Raw genomic sequence first — 24,007 nt, 5'->3', positions numbered from 1 at the left:
ACTATGAGGTGATGACTATGAAATTCGTACATATAGCAGACGTTCACTGGGGCATGAGCCCGGACAGCGATAAGCCCTGGAGCAAGGAACGCTCCCAGGATATCAAAGATACCTTCGCGAAAGCCGTCGCACAGGCGGGACAGCTGGAAGCCGACTGCCTGTTTATTTCCGGCGATTTATTCCACCGCCAGCCGCTGGCAAGGGATTTAAAAGAAGTTAATTATCTGTTTTCTACGATACCCGGTGTTCACGTCGTCATCATCGCTGGCAACCACGACCGCATCCGGAATAATTCCGCACTCTTAAGCTTTACCTGGGCGCCCAACGTGACTTACTTAATGGATGAGGAACTGCGATGCGTCTATTTCGAGGAGATCAACACGGAGGTCTATGGCTTCTCCTACCATACCACAGACATTCCGGAGAACCGCCTGGATCATCTAAAGGTGCCTAACAACGGCAGAATCCACGTCCTTCTGGGCCACGGCGGCGATGCCAACCATATCCCCTTCGACAAGGGCGCTATGGGCGCGCTGGATTTCTCCTATATTGCCATGGGACACATCCACAAACCGGAGGTATTGATCGAGAACCGCATGGCATTTTCCGGATCGCCGGAGCCCCTCGACAAGACGGAGGCCGGCCAGCACGGCATGTTTATGGGCGAGATCAACGAGGTAACCCGCATGGTGACCTCCTTAAAGTTTGTTCCGCTGGCCAGGATTCAGTACATCTCCCTGGCGGTCAATGTGACGACGGCCACCACCAACACGGAGCTGGCCATGAAGATTACCCAGGAGATTCAGAACCGGGGACCGGAAAATATATTCCGATTCCGCATCCGGGGCATGCGTGATCCCGACATTTCCTTCGATTTGGACATGCTGTCCACACGGTTTAAGATAATGGAAATCATTGATGAGTCCGAGCCGCAGTACGATTTCTCGGCGCTGTTCGCAGAGCATCCCAGCGATATGATCGGCTTCTATATACAGGCCCTTCAGAAACCGGAGATGAGCCAGGTGGAAAAGAAGGCGCTGTATTACGGAATCAACGCGCTGCTGCGCACCACGGATGAAAGGAGCTGACCGAATGAAAATTCTGGATATCTATATTAACGGTTTTGGAAAATTTCACGGGCGGAACCTTTCCTTCGAAGACGGCTTAAACATCGTCTACGGCAAGAATGAAGCCGGTAAATCTACCATCCACACCTTTATCAGGGGCATGCTGTTCGGCATTGAGAAACAACGCGGGCGGGCCTCCAGAAACGATCTCTACTCCAAGTTTGAGCCCTGGGAAAACAGCGGCACCTACGAGGGGCAGCTGAGGCTGGAGCACAAGGACCACATTTACCGCATCGAACGGACATTTCAGAAGAATAAGAAGGAATTTAAGGTGGTAGACGAGACGGCGGGACGGGAGATCGAACCGACGAAGGCATTTCTCGACGACCTCTTAAGCGGTTTAAGCGAGACCGCATACAACAACACGGTCAGCATCGGCCAGTTAAAAAGCGCAACCGATGAGGGCATGGTGTCTGAACTTAAGAATTACATTGCCAATCTTAACACCACCGGCAATATCGCACTCAATATCACAAAGGCGACCTCATTTTTAAAGAGCCAGCACAAGGAGCTGGAATCTCAGATGGTTCCAGAGGCGGCCCGCACCTACACCTCTCTGCTCAGCGAGATCCGCAACACCGAGAAGGAGATCGCCTCGCCCGAATATGAGAATCAGATTCAGGCCTACCAGCGCATGCGCGTGGAGGTAAAGGATACGCTGGAAGTGAAGCAGAAAGAAAAAGAAGAGCTGATCCAGAAGGTGGCCAGAGGCAAACAGGTTCTGGCCAATAACCAGTTTACCGATCAGGATTCCATCACGGCCTACTCCATCAAGACACAGGGCACCTTTGACGAGTACACGGAGGCGAAGGAGGTCTGCGGCAAAAAGTCGAAGAAGATTCTTTCGGTGCTCTCTCTCGTCATCGCCACCCTGCTGCTGTGCGGCGCCGGCGCCGTCTATTATCTGGGCGGTGACAACTATGTGACTGCCGTTTATGGGATCGACTCCCTGGTCTGCATCGCGGCGGCGGTGGGCGCGGCCATTATCTTTTATCTGATTGGCCTCATCCTGTATCTGCGGCTGCGGCACAGGCAGAAGGACATGGAGTTGAGTGCCAAGGTCCTGCAGGAGATCTTCTCCAGGCATTTAGGCGACACTGCCATCTCCATGGACGCCATGCGGGCATTTCAGGCGAGAATGGCTGAATTTACGCGGCTCAGTTCCGCCATTGCCAAGTCGGAAACCGCCATTGAACAGAAGGCCGCCGAGATCACGGAGCTGCAGGGCAGGCAGGAGAACTGCGGGGAAGTCATTGAGAAACAGCAGAAGACCCAGTGGGAGTTAGAGAAGAAGCTGGAACATCTGTCCGCCTGCAAAACTCAGGCCGAGGGCCTGAAGCACATTCTGGCTGAAAATGACAGAATCCGCGAGGAACTGTCCGCCATTGACCTGGCTCTGGAGACTATGACGACGCTTTCCTCTTCGATCCGCGATTCCTTTGGCCTCTATTTAAATAAGACCGCCTCAGATCTGATCGCAGGAATCACGGGAGGGATCTATACCAGCTTAAGCGTGGATGAGAACCTGAATGTGTTCTTAAACACAAAAACCAAACTGGTTCCGTTAGAACAGGTCAGCAGCGGAACGATGGACCAGGTATATCTGGCCCTGAGGCTCGCAGCCGCCAGGCTGATTATTGGGGACCACGGGGAGATGCCCCTGATCTTCGATGACAGCTTTGTTCTCTATGATGACGACAGGTTAAAGACCGCGCTGAAATGGCTTGTGAAGGCCTGTGAAGGACAGATTATTATCTTTACGTGCCATCAGAGAGAGGCGCAGATGCTGACGGCGAATTTGATTCCTTATCATTTAGTTGAGATTTGATTTTAAGACATGAATATGCTGCAGGGCAGCCGGATTACCGGCTGCCCTGCGGCTTTTCTTTATGACTTTGCTATGTCCAGAGCGGTATCCAGCGCCGTCTTCTCCGGAATTCTTATTTGTATAGAAGGAAAATCTTTCTTAAGGAGGTCCGTCAGTTCAGGAGCTATGATTTTATTCTTTAACAGAACACTGCCCCAGAGCCAGAGCTCTACCGGCGCCTCTTTCTGGTATCTGTCTAAATCGGCTTTATAATAGACATCCTTTACCAGGGCAAACAGTTCATCCCGGCATTCCCGCAGTATTTTCAGGCCTGTCTCATCTCCCAGCTCATAAGCCTTCTCTGCCAGCGGGGCAAAGGAGGCGATCTGCGTCTTTTCCATTAACATGTCGTTGACAAAGGTATTGATCTCATCCAGCGTTTTCAGGCCGCTCTGCGCTTCAAAAAGTTCGTACAGAATGGGACAGCTGGTTCTGCCGTCGATGTGGTTGGCCGCCTCTTTTATGACCTTCATTCCCATATTATGACCGCTCCCCTCATCGCTCAGCACATGGCCCCAGCCGCCGCAGCGGGTGATCGCTCCTGACTCTCCCCTGGCATATGCGATCGAACCGGTGCCGCAGACCAGCACGATAGCCGGCCCCGTCGACACATGCAGAAATACCTCACAGTCGTTATATACCAGAATGCTTTCCGGCCGAAACCCCATTTCCAGGAAAGACCTGCGGCACTCTTCTTCCTGCCTTGGAGAATCGATTCCACTGGCCGCCACACAGATTTTTACGCAGTCCTCCGCCTTGATCTGTGCCTCCTCCAGAATCGGCAGAATAAAGCTCCGATACTTTGCATTGCACTTCTCATATCCGTCTGTATTCATGGTGCCTCCGGCTCCGTAGAATTCCCCCGCCCGGCCATCCACATACTCTATTTTCATGCGGGCAACGGTTCCGCCTATATCTAATCCGGCATAATATTTCATAGCTTCCTCCTAGATTACGCTTTTGTGTTTAAAACCCCGTAGAAATCAGGGAATTTAGGCTTATCACAATCTATATTTTTGCGTTCTGACCCGAATACGCTCATTACCTGAAACGCCGGGAGCGTCTCAAATATGCTGAGATACGGATTCTTATTACCTGACAGCTTAAGCACATGGCTGCCTTCTTCCCAGTCTAATACCGTAATAATAAAGTTTACACAGCCTTTTTCCCTGGTGTAGTGATCCAGTGCAGCCATCCGTTCCGCATTCTTTTCGCCGGCAGGAAGATAAAGATGACACATTCCCGGAGCAATCGTGTTATTGACTCCATGTAAGTATTCCTCAAATTCATAGGCCATCGCCGGTATATATAGGGTCTCCAGAAGCTTCAGCGCTCCTTCCTGTGCCGCGTAGTAGCCGGCGTCCTCCGACAGAATGGTAACGTGTGGGATTACAGCAAGTAAGTCGGCCTGATTCCGGCAGAAGTCTATACTCTTCTCTATATTTGAGGGCGCTGCGTCTATAGCCTGGTTCAATTCCTCCAGAAAACGTTCAGAAGCCTCCTGGTCTCCCAGGTTCCAGATTCTGCCCAGAGCCAGGCCCAGGAAATAGAGGGTTAAAACCGTGGAGGTCATTCCTTTCGTCTTCGGTCCCACCGTCTCCTCTCCGCAGGCGATAAACTGGTGAACATCACCTTCTTTTGCCACAGGGGACTGTTCATCGGCAGTTACCGTCAGAATACGAAAGCCGCGTGCCTTCCATTTCTTTACTGCATCTATGGTGGAGGTACTCTTCCCGGACTGAGAGACAGCAATCAGCAGCGTCTCTTCCGGATTTAAAAGTCTTAAAAGGCCGTCCAGACGGGTCGGCACCACCGCTGCCGCCTCCAGCCCCAGCATCTTCCCATAGAAATCTGCCGCAGCCATAGATGCGATATAGGAACTTCCGGAGCCGAGAATTACGATCCGTTTTACCGGCTGCTGCAGTTTTTCAACCGCTCCCTGAAAAAGTGACTCTCTGTCATCCGTTATTTTTCGCCATACTTCAGGCTGTTCTTTTATATATTCCAACATTCTTCTTGCCATATTGACTCTCCTGTTTTTTATTATTATAGTTCACGGTCCTCTTTAAAACGCCGAAAAGCGTTTGACTGTCTGTTATTCTAATGCTATGATTCTAGTATCATGATCCTGCAGAAGGGAGCTTTGCCGTGAACCAGTACATGCCGAAATATCTGAAAACCAAAAACCGTATGATGATTTTTGATTTGTTCCGCAATCAGAACATTATGAGCCGCGCGGAACTGGTCCGCATCACTGGAATCAGCTTTCCCACCGTCTTAAAGATAGTTGACAAGCTTCTGGAGCTGGGAATTCTCATCGAGCTGGAAGAGACGACTCAAAGCCCCGGCGCCGGACGGCGCGGCCATCTTCTTCGTTTTAATCCGCGGGCATACTACGCCATCGGACTCGAATTTGAAGGGCAGATCGTACATATGGGTCTGGTCGATATGCTGGGAACCTGCCAGTACTGCCGGTCAATCCATCTTCCGGTCCAGAACCACACGCTGGAGCTCTCCAAATTGACAAGAGAGATCAGCAAGCTGATGGCGCTGGCCGCGGGCGAGCAGATTCCCGTACTGGGAATCGGAATCGGCTTTCCCGCTATGGTGAATCCACAGACAAACAGCATTATTCATATGTCCTATATGAACATCGACCACGAAGTAACGTTTGCAGAAGCATTTCCGGAGTTTACGGATGCTCTCCCTGTTCCGTTTTTCCTGGATAACGATGTGAACTTCGCCTGTCTCGGCGAGGCATTTTTACGCCGCAGATGTCCGGAATATCAGAACCTTGTTTATTTTACTCTGGGTACCGGATGTGGTGTCAGCTATATGATGAATGGGGAACTGTGGTACGGCGCCACCCATAAGTCCGGAGAGATCGGCAACATGCCGGTCACCTCCTTCCAGATACCGGGGGCGGATGTCCCGAAGCCCAAACCATTTGAACAGCTGATCAATCTGGAGGCTATCTACCAGCGTTTTCAGATTAATTTGCAGCAGAATCCCGGATTTCCGGAGACTATGAGGGATGAAATTATCAATTATCTCTGCCCTTATCTGAGCTATACACTGACCAATCTGACATATTTGCTCGATATCCAGCACTGTGTCCTGACAGGGATCATTCCACTGGCGCTGGGAGACCCCCTGCTGCAGAGAATACAGGAGGCCATCCGCACCACCCTGGTGCACAATACCCTTCAGATTGAACCGTCGATCAGCCGCGACACCGGCATTATCGGCGCCGCAGTCACTGTCTTTAATAAACGCCTGGAGGTCCTTTTCGAGGAATAAAGCGGAATACTTCTATATCCGCTTATAGGCCTCCGCCAGAATAAACCATGTCACATGAGGAATCCATTGTTCCGCCCAACGCCAGTTGTCCTTTACACTGCCGCCGGGTTCACGGATAAATGCGATTCCTTCTTCATTGTCCTCCGCACTCGTAATACCATTGCAGATGCCGCCGGGGCAGTTCATGAAATCATACCTGTCGTTAAAGAAGTACTGGATGTTATTTCGTCCATACCCTTCCATCATACAGGAATCAAACGGGTTTAACCCCATAATCCAGTTGATCTGCTGATCAGCGAAGAGCTCCAGCGCATCTTTTAATTCCATATCCCGGGTTACAGCAAGGAGTGCTCTGGCCGCTGCCGAAAGCGAGGCTATTCTCGCATTTTCGCCCTGCCACCACGGCTCCACCGCAGTATGATGAGGGAAGAAAAACTGGATCCTTTCTATTCCCTTCTCGTCTTTATACAGAAATCTCGGATAACCAAACGGGTTGCTCACCGATGTGGACACAAAAAGCATGTGGCGCATAAGCATCTCTGCCATCTTTATCGCATCATTCGACTTTTCCTCGTCCATTTCGACGGCTGCATACTCAATCAGCGCCATAACAGGCAGTCCCTCATCGGCCGCATGGTAATACGGTTCGCCATCTTTCACAGTTAAATAAGCCTTCTGCCCCTCTTCCATCACCATCCGTTTATAGATTCGTTCCGCCATGGCTCCGGCTTCCATCAGATATTCGTACTCTTCACTCGCCCGAAAAAGTTCCGTCAAAGCCAAAAGAGAACAGTATTCATCAATCAGATTCCAGGCTCCGTCATTGGTATAGCGCTCATTGTTCTCATATAAGTAGTGCCATGCGTCCTTGGCCGCCAGCAGATACTCATCTCTTGTATAATCGGTGCCCGGATAGTAATGCCTTGAGGCCGCCGCAAGAGCGGCTATAGCCGTTCCGCCGCCGGAACGCAGACTGACCTCATAATTGGTGTCATTCACCACCTCTTCATCCGCTGTCGCCGCCTTCTCACTGAACTGGGAACTGGAGCCGTGATACTCAAAACCGATTTTACGGTTTCCCCGAACATGAGCCAGGGCATTGGCGCGGCTGATGGAACGGAAGAATCCACCGGAAGGCGCACGCAGACGCATCAGAAAATCGGCGCCAAAGCTCCCTTCGTCCAGCATTCTGCGCTTCAGCATGGTATACTGCTCATTTCCGGACTCTGCCAGTTCCTCGGCCGCCTTAAAGAAGGTATATGCACTGAATGACGCCTGCTGCGGATTATGTACGGTTCCATGGGATAAATGAGACAGATGGATGCCGTAATCCCCCGTAGCATCATACCAGCCGCCGTGGGCGTCCACCCGCCCCGCCCTCTCTCCGTCGAAGCTGAGACTGCGGTCTTCATGGAGCCACTCCCCGCTGGAACGCTGTGCCTTAAAGTAATAGCAGGCCGCATTGATCAGCCTCATTGTGATGAGTGACTGCCGGATTTCAAAACTCTCGCTTACCACCGTGCCGGATGACGTCTCCAGACAGATGCAAAAGACGCCCTCGCCCTTCCAATCCGAAAAATCCAGAGTCCAGTAGTAGCCGGTATTCCACTGCGCGACTTCCCCGCACTCCGCCGGAACGCCCACAAACACGGTCTCCCCGCCTTCCCGGCGCACACAGAAATGAACCGGCCGGTCTTCTCTCTTTCCCTGATATACCGCGGTCTTTCTGCCGCCGGCATCATACCCCAAATGATTAACAAGCACTTCCATATAATTGATCCTCCAAATTTAGTTCCGCCCGTGGCGGGATGTTTTTACTGATATGCTGGCAGATCAGCCTTTCACCGCCCCCGCCGTAAGACCTTTGATAACCTGTTCCTGGGATATTACATAAAGAATGAGCAGCGGCACGATTGTCACGATAATCGCTGCCATCATACTTCCATAATCAGTTCCGAACATATTGCTGACCATGGACAGAATCACGCAGACCGGCTGCTTGGAACGCTGTGACAAATAGACCATGGATGTCAGCAAGTCGTTATAGGACCAGATGAATACCATGATTCCGACTGTCGAAAACATCGGTTTGGACAGCGGCATGGTAATACGGGAAAAGACATAAATGGGTGTGGCGCCGTCCATAATGGCGGCCTCATCCAGTTCATCAGGCAGCGAACGCATAAATCCGGTCAGCAATGTAATGGAAAAGCAGAGATTTCCCGCAATCTGAGGGATAATGGCCGCCGCATGAGTTCCTCTGATCGGAAGCTTGCTGATCGTTACAAAGTTGGGAATCATGGTTGCAAAGGATGGAACCAGGAGGCAGGCAATGAGGACTGCATCCGCGTATCTCGTCCATTGAAAACGGAATCTTCCCAGCGCAAACGCCGCTAATCCGGCCACAAGCACCACTCCGACTACCACGGAACCGGAAATAATAAAGCTGTTCAGAAACGCTCTGGACATGCTTAAATCCGGATAACTCATGATCGTCTTGTAATTGGTGAACTGAATGGCGGAAGGCAGTGCCACGCCATTTTTTACGATTTCTTCTGACGTCTTAAAGGAGTTGACGAACACCCACAGCAGAGGGATAATTGTCGTCAGCGCCCAGGAAATCAAAATCACGTATTTTAAAACAGCTGCTGCCAGCTCTTTTCCGCGCCCTTTTCTGTCGTCATTCATTTTCCTCACCTCCCGAAAGCAGCTTTCTGAGTACGCTGGTCACCGCCACGCCAAGCACGATCATGACAATCGCAATGGAACTGGCATAGCCGCCGTTCCCGCGCGCAAACGCCTTCTGATACATATAGGTGCTGAGCAGCTGGCTGGAATCCAGTGGTCCTCCATTGGTGACCATGAAAATGATATCGAACACTTTAAAACAGCCGGAAATTACCAGAACAATCGATGAGGTGAGCACGCTTCTCAGCATGGGAATGGTTATGTAGGCGGCCTTCTGCAGGGGCCTTATTCCATCGAGCATAGCCGATTCATATATATCAGCTGGAATGTTGGCAATTCCCGTTAAGAATATGACGAAATAGAAGCCCACATACTGCCACACAACCGGAATCAGGGCTAAGTATATCGATGACTTCTCATTGATCCATACCTGTTTCTCTCCGCCAAACAAAACAACAAAATAGTTGAGCAGACCGTATTCATATTTATAAATAAGAGTAAACATAAGGCCGATCGCCGTAGCTGAAATAACGATAGGAAAAAAATAAATCGTGCGGAAGAACTTAAAACAGTGTCTGATTCCATCGACCATGATCGCCAGGATAAGGGCAAATCCGATCTGGAATATAAGTACTCCTGCCATCAGAATCACAGTGTTGCGAAGAGCCACCCGAATCACGGGATCAGCAATTAATTCCTTATAATTATCGAGTCCAATAAAGGTCTGTTCCGTGGAAAAATTATACCATGCGGTGAAGCTGTAAAAGATGGTTTTTCCCAGCGGATATATCATGAAACACAGCAGCAGCACCACGGCAGGAATCAAGAATACGATCGCTGTCCTTTGTCTTTTCGCCTTCATGAAGCATTTCCCCTCTCTTTTCTGTCAGGGCGGCAAAAGCTCTCACTTCTGCCGCCGCAATCCCTCTTTCCTGTTATCTGTTTACTGCTTCCTGAATTTTTCTTGCTTCTGCCAGGAGATCCAGGCTGCTCTTCTTGCCTTCTACCAGATACGGGGTGCCGTCGTCTGCGATTGCCATCCAGGCCTCGCGGCTTACCTGGGAATCGATTGCCGTATCGGTATAGGTTGCTTTGTTTAACATAAGAACCGCGCTCTTCATCAGCTCAGAGGCGCCCTCCGGTGCCTGGCACTCTACCGCTGAGCTTCCGCCTACTGCGATAAAACGCTGCATGATCTCCGGTGAAGTCAGGTATTTTAAGAGCTTTAAGGACTCTTCACTGCGTTCTGACGCTTCCCTGCTTAAAAACCATCCGGAGCCAAAGCCGGCAAGCGCACAGCTTTCTCCGCCCTTTCCTCCAGGAAGAGCCGGCATGGAAATCAGCCGCATATCCGGATTGTCTTCCAGGGCACTGACACACCAGGAGCCGTTAAACATCATGGCTGCCTTGCCCTCCTTAAACATCAGACGGATGTCGTCTTCTGAAATAGTCATGGTATCCTTCGGAAATGCTTCCTTCCGATACAGGTCAGCGATACAGTCGAGCGCCGGAGCCCAGCTGTCATCAAAGTAATTCTTATGGCCTTCCGCTCCAGCCTGGGCTAAAATAGCCAGCTCCAGAACGTAGGATGGTTTCGCCATAGAGGCTGCAAATGCCGGAATTCCATTCTGGGCAAATACCTCGACCGCTTTCATAATATTATCGTACGATGTCGGCTCTTCGAGGCTGTACTGGTCAAACAGCTTTTTATTATAGAAAAGTCCTTCATAATAGCCGAGATAGGGAAGGCTGTACTGCTTACCGTCGTATTTCTGGCCATCCAGCGCGGACTGCTTGAAATTCTTAGACCAGTCCTGGTCTGCTTCCATAGATGGTCCAATATCCACAAAGAGTCCGGAATCCACCAGGGGCTTTCCATCCGCCCCCGTATAGAACAGACATAGATCAGCGGGAGTTCGGGCAGCGATATCTGCCTGCATCTTTGTACGGAACACATCGTTCGCTCCCGCGGTAGGCGCAGACTCATCTACAATCTCAATGCCCGGGTTGGCCTGCATATATTCGTCGATCACTTCCGACCACACCGGAGCCCACTGATCGGATCCGGTAAAGAACGTGAATACACGGATCTTCTCTTTTGCGCCGGATTCTGCCTTCTTTCCGGACTCTGCCTTCTTTCCGGAGTCCTGGCCTGCATCGGCCTGTTTCGTGCTCTCATTTCCCCCCTGGTTTGCTGATGGTGACTGGCCACAGCCTGCAAGGGATGAGATCATCATTGCTGAGCCTGCGAGTAACGCTAACATCTTTTTTGTTTTTTTCATGATTCCTCTCCTTCTGATTCATATCATTTTATTTTTTAAGCAGTTTGACTGCTAAAAAGACAGACTCTTCTGTTTCCCTCTGCTCCAGACTGCAAAAAACAGAGTTGCCGCTCCTATGGTAATTGCTGAGCAGGCCATCATGGAACCAGCCCCCCACAGCTCGAAGGCCGCGCCTCCGATATATCCGAAAATCAGTTTGCTGAATACGGTACTCATGGTGGCGTTCAACACCTGGCCGCTGGCCCGTAAATCCGGCGGTACTCTTCTGTTAATGTAATTCAGCAGGCAGTATGTAATTCCAGTATAACTGAAGCCGTGAAGCAGATTCGTAACAATAATTAACACCGGGTCCGTCAGATAATAAAGAAGGGACCACCGAACGCAGGTCAGGACGCCTGCCAGAATCAAGAGCCTTGCGACTCCCATCTTTTTGACCAGACGGTGCATAAACATGAGGCACGGCGCCTCGGCTGCCGAACAGGCAAACATCATCCAGCCGACCAGCCTGCTGTTCCCCCCAATTTGAATAAAATGGAGTGAGTAAAAGCTGTAAAAAAAACTGTTGCCGAGTCCATAAATCAAATTGAACGCGATCAAAACCACGAGGGTGCGGTTGGATAATATCTCCCGAACCGAGGATTTCTTTTTTTCGTTTCGAAACCCTTTCACCGGAGGTATCGTCAGAGAAAAGAGCAGGCACAGCCCCATGGCCGCCGCTACGATCCAGAATATGGCCGAATACTCATCCCTTAAGAAGTAGCCAATCAAAACCACCGTCACCGCGTATCCAATGGTTCCTCCCATACGGATCCAGCCATAATCCCATTTGCTGTTCACTAGAGATTCCAGTGTGATATTGTCGTTAAGCGGTACAATCGGCACGAAGCACGCTCCAAAGACTGCCACAAGCAGTACCACCGGCCAGTAGCTTCTCGTGAGATAAAAGCCCAGGGCCGAAAGGATTGAGGCCAGATAGAGGAAACAGACCACCCGGTTCTTTACCCTGGCCCGGTCACTTAAGATTCCCCACAGAGTCTGTGCCGCCAGAAGTGCAACCGTAGAGATCGAGATGATACTCCCAATCTGCGTCGCAGTAAATCCGATCTGTGCCAGATACAGGTTTAGATACGTATTGTAGATGGCCTGCCCTGAAAAATACACCAGATATACGCAAAACAGCCCTGTCGGAAAACTTCCATCCTTACTTTCTCGTCCCATTGTGCAACCCCGATTTAATTTCTTAACTTTGTTTAGTTATTTTTGATGAACTCAGTATATCATAGCCTTTATCCAAAATCAAGTTGGTTATTATAGTCATTTTATATAATGTTTTGCTTACCATTTTGTTTATTATGCACATCAGCTAAGATCATTACTGATTATAATACAGTTTTTGCGAAAAGGAGGGCTGATGCCATTTATTCGTCAAGAGGTTCTCAATTACTAAATATAATTAAATATTTATCTGTAATATTGTAATTACATATTGACAATATAATTATTTACCCATACAATGGTGATAAACAACTGTGAAAAGGAGATTTCGCTATGATTAACTTTGACGAGGCGGTAATCCGGGAAAATTATCAATTCATTTATGCTCAGAGAGACCGGATTGAAGCCATTGCAGACCAGATCTGCGCAGATGAATTCGATCTGCTGTTCTTTACCTCTTCCGGAGGCTCCATGGCTATGATGCAGCCATTCCAGCATTATATTAACCATTACTCGCCGGTTCCGACTGACGGTATGCTTTCCGCTGACCTGGTTCTTACCGGCTGCAACCGTATTACCAGCCACTCGGTAGCATTTCTCACCTCCAAGTCCGGGGACACGCCGGATACACTGAAGGCGGCCCAGTTCCTAAAAGAACGAGGTGTCCGTCTGGTCTCCGTCATCGGAATCCCCGATTCACCTCTGGAGGCGATATCCGACTATTCCTTTATCTATAAGGACGGAAGGCCCCAGGAGCTGGTCTTTTATCTTTTAATCGGCAAAATACTTGAGATAAAAGGCTATTTTCCTGATTATAAAAGTTTTGCAGACGAACTGGGCAGTCTGGGCAGCGCTCTGGCTCAGGTCCGCATTCAGGCCGATGAAGCCTGTATCAGCTATGCGAAAAAGTACTGCCGGGAACCCTATAACATCTGGATTGGCTCCGGAGACTTATGGCCCACCGCGTACTCCTATTCCATGTGTGTTCTGGAGGAATCCCAGTGGATACGCACGAAATCCGTCAGTTCACCGGAATTCTTCCACGGTACCCTGGAGCTTTTGGAGGAAGATGTATGTGTAACCCTGCTCCTGACAGAAGGGGTGACAAGGCCTCTCGACGAAAAGGTAAAAGCATTTGCTCAAAAGCACACGAATAAACTGACCTGCTTTGACTGCCGTGATTATGCACTTGCGGGTATCAGCGATCGTTACCGCCCGCTTCTTTCCCCCGTGATCATGGCCGCGGTTCTGCAGCGAATCAGTAAGAATATTGAGGTAATCACAGACCATTCCCTGGACATCCGCCGTTATTACAGAAAGGGTGAGTACTCATGAGACTTTTGGGGCTCGGTGACAATGTCATCGACTACTATACAAATACCGGCGCCGTATATCCGGGCGGTAATGCTTTCAATGCTGCGGTTCACGCCTCCATACTCGGTGCAGAAGCCGCCTACATGGGCAATCTGGCCGATGACGCCATGTCTGAAGTCATCATCGATGCGCTGAACCATTTTCATGTGGACTTCTCAAGATGCAAAAAAGTCCCAGGGACCATCACCAAATGCTGCCGCTACCGCGTCACAGACGGGGAACGCACCTATCTGGGCATCACAGCCGGAGATCAATGGTCCGGACCGCTGCTGCTTCAGGAAGAGGATATGGAATACTTAAGATCATTTTCTCTGATTCACAGTTCCTGTAATGCAAAAATGGAAGAAGAGATGTCCCGGCTCAGCGGTCTTCCAGCCTTATTCACCTACGATTTTGGTGAAAAGGAAAAATACAGAACCGATTCCTATTACGATAAGATCTGCTGCGGGCTGGACCTGGCCCTGTTTTCATGCCCTCCAATGGAGGAATCGGAGATACGATCATTCTGTGAACCGCTCCACAAGAGAAACACAGGACTCGTCCTGATCACCATGGGAAGCTCTGGTCAGTGCGTATCTGACGGTACTTCTCTGGTATACGGAAAGGCGGAATATATTGATCCGGTTGATACAATGGGAGCCGGGGACTCCTTTCTCACCGCCTTCGTCATGGCTCTGTATGAACATGGCTGGACAAAAGGCCGTATTCCTGCCCCCGCCACGATCGGGCTGGCTCTGGAAAATGCCACCGCCTACTCCACTGCCAACTGCATGAAAAAGGGAAGCTTCGGTTATGTAACGTATGCCGGACACCCATTGTAAAAAATGGCTTTTCCTGTTATACTAGACGGAAAATGTAATGTTTTACAGGATCTGCGGGGTGAAAAATTGGACTATATTAAGATTAACAAATACAGCTCTGTTCCGCTTTACGAACAGATACGTCAATGCATCATAGAGGCGATACAGAAGGGAATCCTAAAGCCTGGCCAGAAGCTTCCTACGGAGGAAGGCATCTGCAAGGCCTGCGGAGTTTCCAGGCCCGTCGTGCGCCAGGCCTATAACGAACTGGTAAACAGCGGAAGAATTGAACGAAAACGTGGCTGCGGCTCCTTTGTGAAAGGTCCGGATAACCGCGGAATCTTTATGAATCAGCTTATGAGCTTCGATGAGGAGATGAAACTGATCGGTAAGGTTCCCTCCACCAGACTCCTGAGCATGGAAAAAATACAGTTTGATGAAGATCTGTATCAAAAATTGGAACTCGCGCCGTCTGATGTATGCCTGAGACTGGAAAGACTCCGCTATTCGGATGGTATCCCCTTTGTCTATACGGTCAATTACCTCTCTTTAAATCGTTTTCCAAAGCTGGACCGTTTCGACTTTTCGAACGCCTCCCTGTATCAGACTTTAAAGGCGCAGTACGATGTGCTGCCAGTCCATTCCAGACGGTCTATTACGGCCCGCAGCGCTTCGCCCCGGCTGGCTGACTCCCTGGAGGTTCCGGAAGGCACCGCGCTGCTGGTGATTGAAAATATCGTCTATGACCAGTATGACTGCCCCATAGAGCTGAGTATAGAATCAATCTCAGGGGAAACTCACCAGTTTAGTTTTGACGTGTTCCGCAATTCGTAATTGATCGGCAGGGATGGAGGCGGCCGAAAAGGACCTGAGAAATCGAGTGCCTGACAGCCGGATAACCTGACGTAAATAAAAAAACTGCTTTACTGGAATGTCCGTAATGGGATAACCCATGGCCTTTCTCAGAAAGCAGTTTTTTCATAAAAGTCAGATTTTTAGAGGACCTGAATCGAGAAGTCCTTCAGGAGTTCTCGATGAATGTCATCGGTACCCTTGTTTTTGTATCCTTCCGGCCTTAGAGATGCCCCGGCCGAAACCATGAGCCGAAACCCACAATTCTGTAAATTTACATTTTTATCCTCTTTCCGCTCTCCCCCTCCTCGCGCAAACCACCATTCCAATCACAATCCCAGCCACCGCCGGGCTGATCCATTCCAGATTCAGGCTGTGCAAAGGCAGTCTATTTAACACGCGTCCCAGAGGCGTTATACCGATTTGATACAGGGACATAGCGATGCTCGTCACTCCGGTCAGGGCAGTGGAGCAGACGTAAACCGGCTGCCACCGTTTCCCGTCACGGAAGAGAAATGAGAGGAGAATCAATACGATAGCCGCTGGGTAGATCGCATTTAACACCGGGACGGATATCTCCAGAATCCGGTTAAGCCCGGCATTGGCGATAATCAGGCTGACCGCGGCAAAGACAAAGGCCCATGCACGATATCCGATTTGCGGCAGAATCGTACAGAAATACCGGCTGCAGCAGCTGATCAGTCCGATACAGGTATTCAGGCAGGCGATAAAGAAAATAGCCGCCAGCATAATCAGCCCCGCCTTCCCAAACAGGAAACGTACCATCTGATTCAGAGTCTGCGCACCATTCTCAGAATAACCGAATGCGCCTCCCGTAACCGCGCCGATGTGAGCCAGCGCGGCGTACACCAAAAGCAGGATGCCTCCGGCAATCACTCCGGCCCTGATCGTTTCTTTTATGATGGCGCTCTCCGACTTCATCCCCAGAGCGCGGATATTGAGGGAGATAATAATTCCAAAATTCAGTGCCGCGATCGTATCCATCGTCAGATACCCTTCCAGAAATCCCTTTACAAACGGATGATTCTGATAAGCCTCAGACGTTCCGCCGTAACCGGACGCCGGCTTTAAGATGCAGCCAATGAACAGAATCGCAATCAGAGTCAGCAGACACGGGGTCAGCACTTTTCCCAGCCTGTCCGTCAGTTTATCGGGCTTTAAGGCCACCAGGAACGCGATGGTAAAGAACAGGCACGAATACAGCAGCTGGGCCGTCCCCGCAGGGATACGTCCGTCCAGGAATGGTATTACGGCCATCTCAAACGACGTACTGGCCGTTCGCGGGATCGCCAGGCACGGACCGATCGATAAATAGATCAGGAGCGTAAAGACAGCTGCAAATGCAGGATGGACCCGCCCCGCCAGGCTGGTAAGGCCGCCGGCCTTCGCCACCGCAATCACGCCGAGAATCGGAAAGCCAATGGCGGTCACGGCAAAGCCAACCATGGCAGTCCAGGTATTCGTCCCTGCCATAGCACCCAAAAAGGGCGGAAAAATAAGATTTCCCGCCCCAAAAAACATGGAGAATAATGTCAGTCCTACCAGACATAAGTTACGTTTTGACAGTCTATCCATCGATCTCCTACCTGTCACCCGCGCGGTAACGGTCAAGGAGACGGTTGATTCTCGACGTCGGATTCAGAAGCTCGCTTAAAGAAGCGTCGTGATTCAGATTATCGATAATCAGCGCAATATATTTGCTCATATCTACATTGATATAATACGGTCTGGACAGCAGATCCGGTGTCTGATATACCAGGTTCGTCGTCAGGATTCTGTCGATAGTTCCATTCTCGTAGTATTCATCAAACTTAGCAAGGCCATTGGTGAATAAACCGAAGGTCGAGCAGATGAAGACCTTTCTCGCCTTACGGCGTTTCAGCTCCTTCGCCACATCCTGCATGCTCTCGCCGGAAGATATCATATCGTCCACGATAATCACATCTTTTCCTTCCACGCTGCTTCCCAGGAACTCGTGAGCCACGATCGGATTGCGGCCACCCACAATCTGTGTATAGTCACGGCGCTTATAGAACATCCCCATATCAAGTCCCAGCACGTTGGCAAAGTATACAGCGCGGCCCATGCCGCCCTCATCCGGGCTGATCACCATCATATGGTCACTGTCGATCTGCAGTTCCTTCTCTTCTCTCAGAAGATACTTGATAAACTGGTAGATCGGCTGAACCGTCTCAAATCCCTTTAACGGAATCGCGTTCTGCACTCTCGGATCGTGAGCGTCAAAGGTGATGATATTCTCAACACCCATGTTGGTCAGTTCCTGAAGTGCCAGCGCGCAGTCGAGGGACTCTCTGCTGGATCTCTTGTGCTGTCTGCTCTCATATAAAAACGGCATGATCACATTAATACGGCGGGCTTTACCGGCCGCAGCCGCGATAATTCGCTTTAAATCCTGGAAATGGTCATCAGGGGACATGTGGTTCGTCATCCCGCAAAGGGAATAGGTCAGGCTGTAATTGCATACATCCACCATGATGTATAAATCGTCTCCACGAACTGACTCAGAAAGCGTTCCCTTCGCCTCTCCTGTACCGAAACGCGGTGTGCTGGCCCCAATGATATAGGACTCTCTCTGATATCCGGAAAATGCAATCGTAGACTTGTGCTCGCTCTCCCGCTCCCGTCTCCAGTCCACCAGATAATCGTTCACTTTGGCTCCCAGCTCCGTACAGCTCTTAAGCGGAATTAATCCCAGCGGGCCCACCGGAATCGTCTCAATCGTCTTCTCTTCGTATAACATTTCTTCTCCTCCAACGTATCCATTTGTCTTACAACGGTTCTTTTATATCATTATGCGCCGAAATAGTCAAGTTAATCAGCGCGTTTTGCTTTCTTTCGCAGGCGAATATCGTCGCCGTAGAGCGGAATAATGGTATATTTGCTGATCAGGCGGGAGGTCACACGCTCCGTGTAGCGGTCCCTCAGCTCATTCAGCGGATGATTCGTGGAAATAATCGTAGACTTCGATGAATTCAGCCGCTCATTGATGCAGTAAAACAGCTGCGACGAGGTGAAGCTGTTGTTCAGCTCCGTCCCCAGGTCATCGATGATGAGCAGATCGCAGTCCAGAATGTACTGGTACATGCCCTTCATCTCTTCCTCCGCCTGATACTCAAAGCGGTTCTTCGAAAATACCTCGAACAGATCATTGGCCGACAAGTAGATGACCGAGTAGTACCGGTCGATCAGCTCTCTGGCGATACAGTTGGTCAAAAATGTCTTTCCAACCCCCGTAGGACCAGTAAATAACATATTCCCATGCTCTGTCGTAAAACTGTCCACAAACCGGTGGCATGTATCGACCACCTGCTTCATATACTGTCTCACCGTTCTTCCCAGGACGGGAAGCACCGACGAATCATCAAAATATTCAAAAGAAAAGGTAGAAAAATTCTCAAGCGTTACAATCTCTTCAATGTTGGACTGGGCGTATAAGTATTTCATCTCGGCCTGCCGGAAGCAGTGGCATTTCCTGCCCTCCGAGTAGCCTGTATCCATGCAGTCCGTGCACTTATAATGCATCTCCATATAGTCAGGCGGAAATCCGTAGGCACGAAGCAGGACACCCTTCTGCTCCCTCAAATCCGCTATTTCCGCCCTCAGTTCCTTTAATGCCCCCTGGTCGCCGTCCAGCAGCCTCCTGGCGCTCTTTACCGCGCAGGAGCTTATGGAGTCGTCCAGTTCTTTTATGGCTGGTATCTTATTATATACTTCTGCTATTCTGGATTCCTGTTCATGGCGGTTTAGCAGCTGCTGCTGCTGATAGGTACGCATGATGGCATCAAACTGAGAATTGCTGAGCGACATGGCTCCCTCCTTACTTTTCTGTTAACTGCTGCAGCACCAGTGCATCGTAGTCGATCTCTCTCTGGGGAAAGTTCTGAAACTGGTTGGTGCTTCTTCCGCGGCCATTGCCGCCTCCCCTGTAATCCTGGGAGCCGCTTCCGTTACTGCTTCCCTTTCCCTTCGCGCGCTCCGCATGTTGTTCATCCAGCCGCCGGATATCCTCCAGAGAGCGCACACCGGCCTTTTTCCAGCCCGAAAGGATCTTGTCCGCATATTTGAAGCTGGGCGAGTGTGTGGCCGCCAGAGTGCGGTTACAGGCCTCCAGAACGAGTTCCCTGGTAAATCCGTAGGTCTTGAACCAGCGGTCAATCATCTCACGCTCTGAATCGCCCGGCTTTCTGTCGTTCAAACCGAACGCCTTCATCACCGCGAAGGAGTCCCTGGTAAATGACGACGCGTACGCCTTGGCGTCCTCCACGGTCTTAAGCCCGGACTCGTGCCAGTTGATCGCCACCGTCTCGATATAGCGGATACTGGTGTGCCCGCCCTGTACACAGTACTCCACCACGTATTCCAGGAGCTCGGCAGTCATGTGCAGACCGTCATAGAGATAGGCAAACACCTCACACTCCCGCTGGGTAAAGACTTTATTCATATATTTCTGGGCGATATAGAGAAGCTGGGAAAAATCCTCATCTCCCGCCAGGCCGCTGATCTGTTCCGGAGAATAGACAGGCCGCGGCTCCGCCTTTTTGACCTGAGCCGGTTCCGGTGCTTTCGGAGCCATCGGTCCCTTCTCCGGCGTATCCGCTTCCACACACGTAACGGTGCCGGCTGCATTCCCTTTTACCGGGCCGTCCACATACCCGTAAGAAGAATTCACGCCTGCATACGCCTCCGTAAACACTCCGTTTAAGGCAGACGCCCCATTTTCCGCAATCACGCCCCCGGCACAGGCCATCTCGCCAGCAGCCGGACACTTATCCACAGACAGGCCATCGGCAGAAACTTTATCCACAGATTCCTCCAGGACCCCTGCCTTTTTCCAGTAAGCAAGCGCACGTGCCACATCCGATTCCGTGTGGTTGACCGCATCCGCAATCATAGAGACCGTCACCGCTTCGCCCTCATGGCGGAGCAGGAAAAGATACTCCTTGATATACTCTCCATTGGCCGAAGCCATATATGTATCAATAAACTCGTTGGGAACCAACGTCGCATTCACTCTAAAACTGCTTTTAAAATCCACCGCCATAACCTCACTTTTCGTCCTGCACTGCGCTTTTGAACTGTCTCACCAAGTGCTCATAGTATACCATTCCCACTAAGCTCGTGGGATACCTCACTAAGTGGTCAGGTATGACTCGCACTAAGTTCGTGGACTACCTCACTAAGTGCTCATAGTATACCATAAGTCAGTTTAAAAAGAAATAGGGGGAGTTATCCACCAAAGTAATTGTGGATAATGTGGATAATGTGGAAAGCAAGTATACATAATCTTAAAAATTATGGAGAATTATGTCGAATCCCTGATAAATTCGTTCTTTCTAAAATTGTGAGTCAATAATTTATGTTAATTAAAAAATCCACATAGCTTCTTTACATAAAATGTTGAAAACTATGTGGATAATGTGGATAACTACTTCCCTAACAGCTTTTCTCCCACTTTTACAATGTCTCCGGCCCCCATAGTTATCAACAAATCACCGTGTATACAGTTTTCCAAAATAAATGTTTCTATTTCGTCAAAGGACGGAATATAATGGGCTTTTACCCCTTTTGCCTCGATTCTGTCGACAATATCTTTGGAACTGATGCCTAAATTGTCGGTTTCGCGGGCCGCGTAGATGTCTGCGAGGATTACTTCGTCAGCCATGGACAGGGCCTCTGCAAATTCGTCAAGAAACGCCCTGGTACGCGTGTAGGTGTGGGGCTGGAATACGACCCACAGCTTCTGGTGCGGATAATTAAGCGCAGTCGCCAGGGATGCGCTGATTTCCTGCGGATGATGGGCGTAATCATCGATAATAGTGACGCCTCCCAGCTCTCCCTTCTTCTCAAAACGGCGGTTTGTTCCTGTGAAATTCCATAGTCCCTTCCTGATCATCTCCAGAGATATCCCCAGTTCCGTACACACAGCCACGGCGGCCAGGGAGTTATACACATTATGCTCACCGGGAACACCCAAGGCCACGGTATCCACAATTTCCCCGTCCACACTCAGATCAAAGACCGGCCTCGCCAGTTCGTCGAAACGAATATGCTCTGCGCGGTACTTACTGCCCTCTTCTTTTCCAAATGTAATGACACGGCAGGATAACCCCTCCGTAATCTTTCTATAATCCGTTATATCGCTGTTGATGACCAGAATGCCGTCCTCCGGAAGCTTCTCGGCAAACAGGCGGAAGGAATGGCGGATATCGTCCAAATCCTTGAAGAAATCGAGATGGTCTGCCTCCACGTTTAAAATCACCTCGATGGTCGGGAAAAAGGACAGGAAGCTGTTGGTATATTCGCAGGCTTCCGTCACGAAAAGCTCCGGTCCGCCCACCCGGATGTTGCCTCCAATGGAATTTAAGATGCCGCCTACGGAGATCGTGGGATCCGCATCAGCAGCCAGAAGAATCTCTGTGATCATGGATGTGGTCGTAGTCTTCCCGTGAGTTCCGGAAACAGCAACCGCATTCTCGTAATTTTTCATCATCTGACCCAGCAGCTCCGCGCGGCTCAGCATGGGAAGTCCTTTATCTCTGGCTGCGGCAAATTCCGGATTGTCTGGATGAACAGCCGCCGTGTAGACGACTACGTCGATCCCGTCAACAATATTATCCGCTCTCTGTCCACAAGCAATTCTGGCGCCCTTTGCAGCTAAATGATCCGTAAGCTCCGATTCATGAGAGTCGGACCCCGAAACAGTAAATCCCTCATCAATCAGTATTTCGGCCAGACCGCTCATGCTGATGCCGCCAATCCCTATAAAATGTATATTCTCCGGTTTATGAAAATCAATCTGATACATCGTTTCTTCCATCCTTACTATGTTTTTAATTTTATTCCACTTACTTTTACTGCTTTTCTGTGGTAAAGTCAACTCTTTCTTCTTATTATATCGAAAAAGCGGCAGAAAAGCTACGTTTTCGGGGGATAAACGAAAAAATACCCGCAGTTTCTGTTGTCTGCGGGTATTTTTAAGAATATATTCAGGTTATGTACTGTCCTACTTTTTCGTTTCCTCTCCGTAATTCCCATAGTACTTGCCATAATACTTACCGTAGTAGTTTCCATAGTAGGAATCGCGGTCTAAGTCCACCTTGTTTAAGACAACACCGAGAATGCGGCATTCGCCCTTTTCCAGCTGTTCCTTTACGTGCTGAACCATCTTATAGCTGATTGCGCCGCTCTCTACGACGATAATGGTACCGTCCACGTGTCTGGCGATCAGAGCCGCGTCAATAACGCTGCCCAGCGGCGGAGCATCGATGATTACGTAGTCGTACTCCTCCCGCGCCATCCCGATCAGATCTGCAAATAAATCGCCGCTTAAAAGCTCTGTCGGATTCGGTGAAACCGGACCGGCAAAGATCATATCCATGTTGTTAATATCCGTGTTGCAGATTACATCGTCAATGGTCTTCTGTCCAGATAAATAATGGGTCAGGCCGAACTTATTGCCCTCCGCCTTATAACGGCCCACAAGCACGGATTTACGAATGTCAGCGTCGATAAACAGGACGCGGTTGTCCGCTTCCGCGAAAGAAACCGCCAGCTGGAACGAAAGAGATGATTTTCCTTCGTTGGGTGTGGAGCTGGTCAGCGTGATAACTCTAGTGTCATGACCGGAGAACAGGATGTTGGTACGCAGCGTTTTAAACGCCTCGTTTGCCCTGAAATCCAGCTTATCGTGTTTACGCAATAAAACCTTCTGCATCCTGTTTACCTCCCGCTCTTCTTCCGTTTGGATTTCTTCTTTTTCGCGCCTGTCTCACCCTCAAATACCGGGATCGTAGCCAGTGTATTGAGTCCTAAGTACTTCTCTACATCCTCAGGCGTCTTAATCGCATCATTCATCACAAACAGCACGAGTATAATCGCGCCTGCCAGGAACACGCCTGCCAGACCACCGATCATGGTATTCTTCGTAATGCTTGGTTTTGTCTTCTGTGTTGGCAGATACGCCTCCTCTACAATGTTCGGCGGCGCGGAATCCATAATTTCAGCCATACGGGCAGATGCTACCGATGCAAACTCATCGGCAATGGATTTGGCCATGTAGGGATCTGTGTCCTCCACCGAGATAGTGAGGATACGGGTATCGGTAGGGTTATCCACCTTAATTTTTTTCACTAACTGCTCATGGCTTAAATTTAAGTCCAGGTTGGTAATAACCTGCCCCGTAACGGGCCGGCTGGTCACCAGGACCTTGTAATCCTTAGTCAGCTGGGTTCCCAGCTGTAAATCCGTGAGGGATGTCAGCGTAGTCGTCTTATTCACGATATAGAGCATCGTAGAGGACGTATAGACGGGCTTCATTACCATCGCGGTAAAAAGTCCGAAACCGACGGCACCCACAATGCCGGTCAGAAGGATAATCCACAGTTTCCGTTTGATTACGTAAAATAGTTCCTTCAAATCAATTTCAATCTCGTCATCCTGATTGGTTCCCATAATTTTCTC

The 24,007-nt window shown here is 49.9% G+C and carries 20 protein-coding genes; 6 read left to right on the top strand and 14 right to left on the bottom strand.

The genetic code is table 11. The annotated features are described in order from the left end of the window. Positions 1 to 17: 17 nt before the first annotated feature. Both H8S75_RS21885 and H8S75_RS21880 read left to right on the top strand, forming a co-directional pair. Positions 18 to 1,088, top strand: a complete 1,071-nt coding sequence (locus tag H8S75_RS21885; RefSeq protein ID WP_002605621.1) for a metallophosphoesterase family protein — start codon at positions 18 to 20, stop codon at positions 1,086 to 1,088. A 4-nt stretch (positions 1,089 to 1,092) separates the two neighbouring features. Beyond that, positions 1,093 to 2,955, top strand: coding sequence for an ATP-binding protein (locus H8S75_RS21880; RefSeq protein ID WP_187023372.1), 1,863 nt, complete (start codon positions 1,093 to 1,095; stop codon positions 2,953 to 2,955). A 59-nt stretch (positions 2,956 to 3,014) separates the two neighbouring features. Here H8S75_RS21880 and H8S75_RS21875 read toward each other — a convergent pair whose 3' ends face one another. Further along, a complete protein-coding gene (locus H8S75_RS21875; RefSeq protein ID WP_187023371.1) occupies positions 3,015 to 3,932 on the bottom strand; it encodes a BadF/BadG/BcrA/BcrD ATPase family protein in 918 nt (305 codons plus the stop codon). Between the two features lie 14 nt (positions 3,933 to 3,946). Next, on the bottom strand, positions 3,947 to 5,017 hold the full coding sequence (locus H8S75_RS21870) for an SIS domain-containing protein (RefSeq protein WP_187023370.1): 1,071 nt from the start codon (positions 5,015 to 5,017) through the stop codon (positions 3,947 to 3,949). 125 nt (positions 5,018 to 5,142) lie between these two features. On the opposite strand from H8S75_RS21870, the gene H8S75_RS21865 reads away from it, so the two are divergent. Further along, positions 5,143 to 6,294, top strand: coding sequence for an ROK family protein (locus tag H8S75_RS21865; protein WP_187023369.1), 1,152 nt, complete (start codon positions 5,143 to 5,145; stop codon positions 6,292 to 6,294). Positions 6,295 to 6,306: 12 nt separating this feature from the next. On the opposite strand, the gene H8S75_RS21860 is transcribed toward H8S75_RS21865, so the two are convergent. From H8S75_RS21860 to H8S75_RS21840, 5 genes are all read right to left on the bottom strand, one after another. Continuing rightward, positions 6,307 to 8,064: a glycoside hydrolase family 9 protein gene (locus H8S75_RS21860; RefSeq protein WP_187023368.1), complete on the bottom strand. Its 1,758-nt coding sequence runs from the start codon at positions 8,062 to 8,064 to the stop codon at positions 6,307 to 6,309. A 63-nt stretch (positions 8,065 to 8,127) separates the two neighbouring features. Then, positions 8,128 to 8,982 carry a carbohydrate ABC transporter permease gene (locus tag H8S75_RS21855; protein WP_187023367.1) on the bottom strand — a complete coding sequence of 285 codons (855 nt, stop codon included), beginning with the start codon at positions 8,980 to 8,982 and terminating at the stop codon, positions 8,128 to 8,130. Continuing rightward, the gene (locus H8S75_RS21850; RefSeq protein ID WP_187023366.1) at positions 8,975 to 9,844 is read right to left on the bottom strand and encodes a carbohydrate ABC transporter permease; all 870 of its coding nucleotides are present in this window, start codon (positions 9,842 to 9,844) and stop codon (positions 8,975 to 8,977) included. The genes H8S75_RS21855 and H8S75_RS21850 overlap by 8 nt, the downstream gene beginning before the upstream one ends. Before the next feature lie 73 nt (positions 9,845 to 9,917). Then, the gene (locus tag H8S75_RS21845) at positions 9,918 to 11,264 is read right to left on the bottom strand and encodes an ABC transporter substrate-binding protein (protein WP_187023365.1); all 1,347 of its coding nucleotides are present in this window, start codon (positions 11,262 to 11,264) and stop codon (positions 9,918 to 9,920) included. A gap of 51 nt (positions 11,265 to 11,315) precedes the next feature. Then, entirely contained in the window at positions 11,316 to 12,482 is a 1,167-nt protein-coding gene (locus H8S75_RS21840) for an MFS transporter (protein WP_187023364.1), read from the bottom strand. 330 nt (positions 12,483 to 12,812) lie between these two features. Between H8S75_RS21840 and H8S75_RS21835 the strand changes: the two genes are divergently transcribed. From H8S75_RS21835 to H8S75_RS21825, 3 genes are all read left to right on the top strand, one after another. Then, on the top strand, positions 12,813 to 13,814 hold the full coding sequence (locus tag H8S75_RS21835) for an SIS domain-containing protein (protein ID WP_187023363.1): 1,002 nt from the start codon (positions 12,813 to 12,815) through the stop codon (positions 13,812 to 13,814). Beyond that, entirely contained in the window at positions 13,811 to 14,674 is an 864-nt protein-coding gene (locus H8S75_RS21830) for a PfkB family carbohydrate kinase (protein ID WP_187023362.1), read from the top strand. Before H8S75_RS21835 ends, H8S75_RS21830 begins: the two co-directional genes overlap by 4 nt. Positions 14,675 to 14,740: 66 nt before the next feature. Next, positions 14,741 to 15,487, top strand: a complete 747-nt coding sequence (locus H8S75_RS21825; protein ID WP_187023361.1) for a GntR family transcriptional regulator — start codon at positions 14,741 to 14,743, stop codon at positions 15,485 to 15,487. 300 nt (positions 15,488 to 15,787) lie between these two features. On the opposite strand, the gene brnQ is transcribed toward H8S75_RS21825, so the two are convergent. From brnQ to H8S75_RS21790, 7 genes are all read right to left on the bottom strand, one after another. After that, complete coding sequence (gene brnQ, locus H8S75_RS21820; RefSeq protein ID WP_187023360.1) at positions 15,788 to 17,101, bottom strand: branched-chain amino acid transport system II carrier protein; 1,314 nt, start codon at positions 17,099 to 17,101, stop codon at positions 15,788 to 15,790. A gap of 7 nt (positions 17,102 to 17,108) precedes the next feature. Next, the gene (locus H8S75_RS21815; RefSeq protein WP_187023359.1) at positions 17,109 to 18,287 is read right to left on the bottom strand and encodes a ribose-phosphate pyrophosphokinase; all 1,179 of its coding nucleotides are present in this window, start codon (positions 18,285 to 18,287) and stop codon (positions 17,109 to 17,111) included. 71 nt (positions 18,288 to 18,358) lie between these two features. Beyond that, the gene (locus tag H8S75_RS21810) at positions 18,359 to 19,354 is read right to left on the bottom strand and encodes an ATP-binding protein (RefSeq protein ID WP_110323663.1); all 996 of its coding nucleotides are present in this window, start codon (positions 19,352 to 19,354) and stop codon (positions 18,359 to 18,361) included. 10 nt (positions 19,355 to 19,364) lie between these two features. Beyond that, complete coding sequence (locus tag H8S75_RS21805; RefSeq protein WP_187023358.1) at positions 19,365 to 20,588, bottom strand: DnaD domain protein; 1,224 nt, start codon at positions 20,586 to 20,588, stop codon at positions 19,365 to 19,367. Positions 20,589 to 20,972: 384 nt separating this feature from the next. Beyond that, positions 20,973 to 22,352, bottom strand: coding sequence for a UDP-N-acetylmuramate--L-alanine ligase (murC, locus tag H8S75_RS21800; RefSeq protein ID WP_187023357.1), 1,380 nt, complete (start codon positions 22,350 to 22,352; stop codon positions 20,973 to 20,975). Between the two features lie 198 nt (positions 22,353 to 22,550). Then, entirely contained in the window at positions 22,551 to 23,261 is a 711-nt protein-coding gene (locus tag H8S75_RS21795) for a CpsD/CapB family tyrosine-protein kinase (RefSeq protein WP_002605603.1), read from the bottom strand. Between the two features lie 5 nt (positions 23,262 to 23,266). After that, positions 23,267 to 23,998 (bottom strand): YveK family protein, encoded by a 732-nt coding sequence (locus H8S75_RS21790; RefSeq protein ID WP_002605602.1) that lies wholly within the window; start codon positions 23,996 to 23,998, stop codon positions 23,267 to 23,269. Positions 23,999 to 24,007 lie beyond the last annotated feature (9 nt).

The organism is Hungatella hominis (genome assembly GCF_014288005.1).
GTDB classification, from domain to species: domain Bacteria; phylum Bacillota; class Clostridia; order Lachnospirales; family Lachnospiraceae; genus Hungatella; species Hungatella effluvii.
This window is presented reverse-complemented; position numbering and strand designations above follow the sequence as displayed.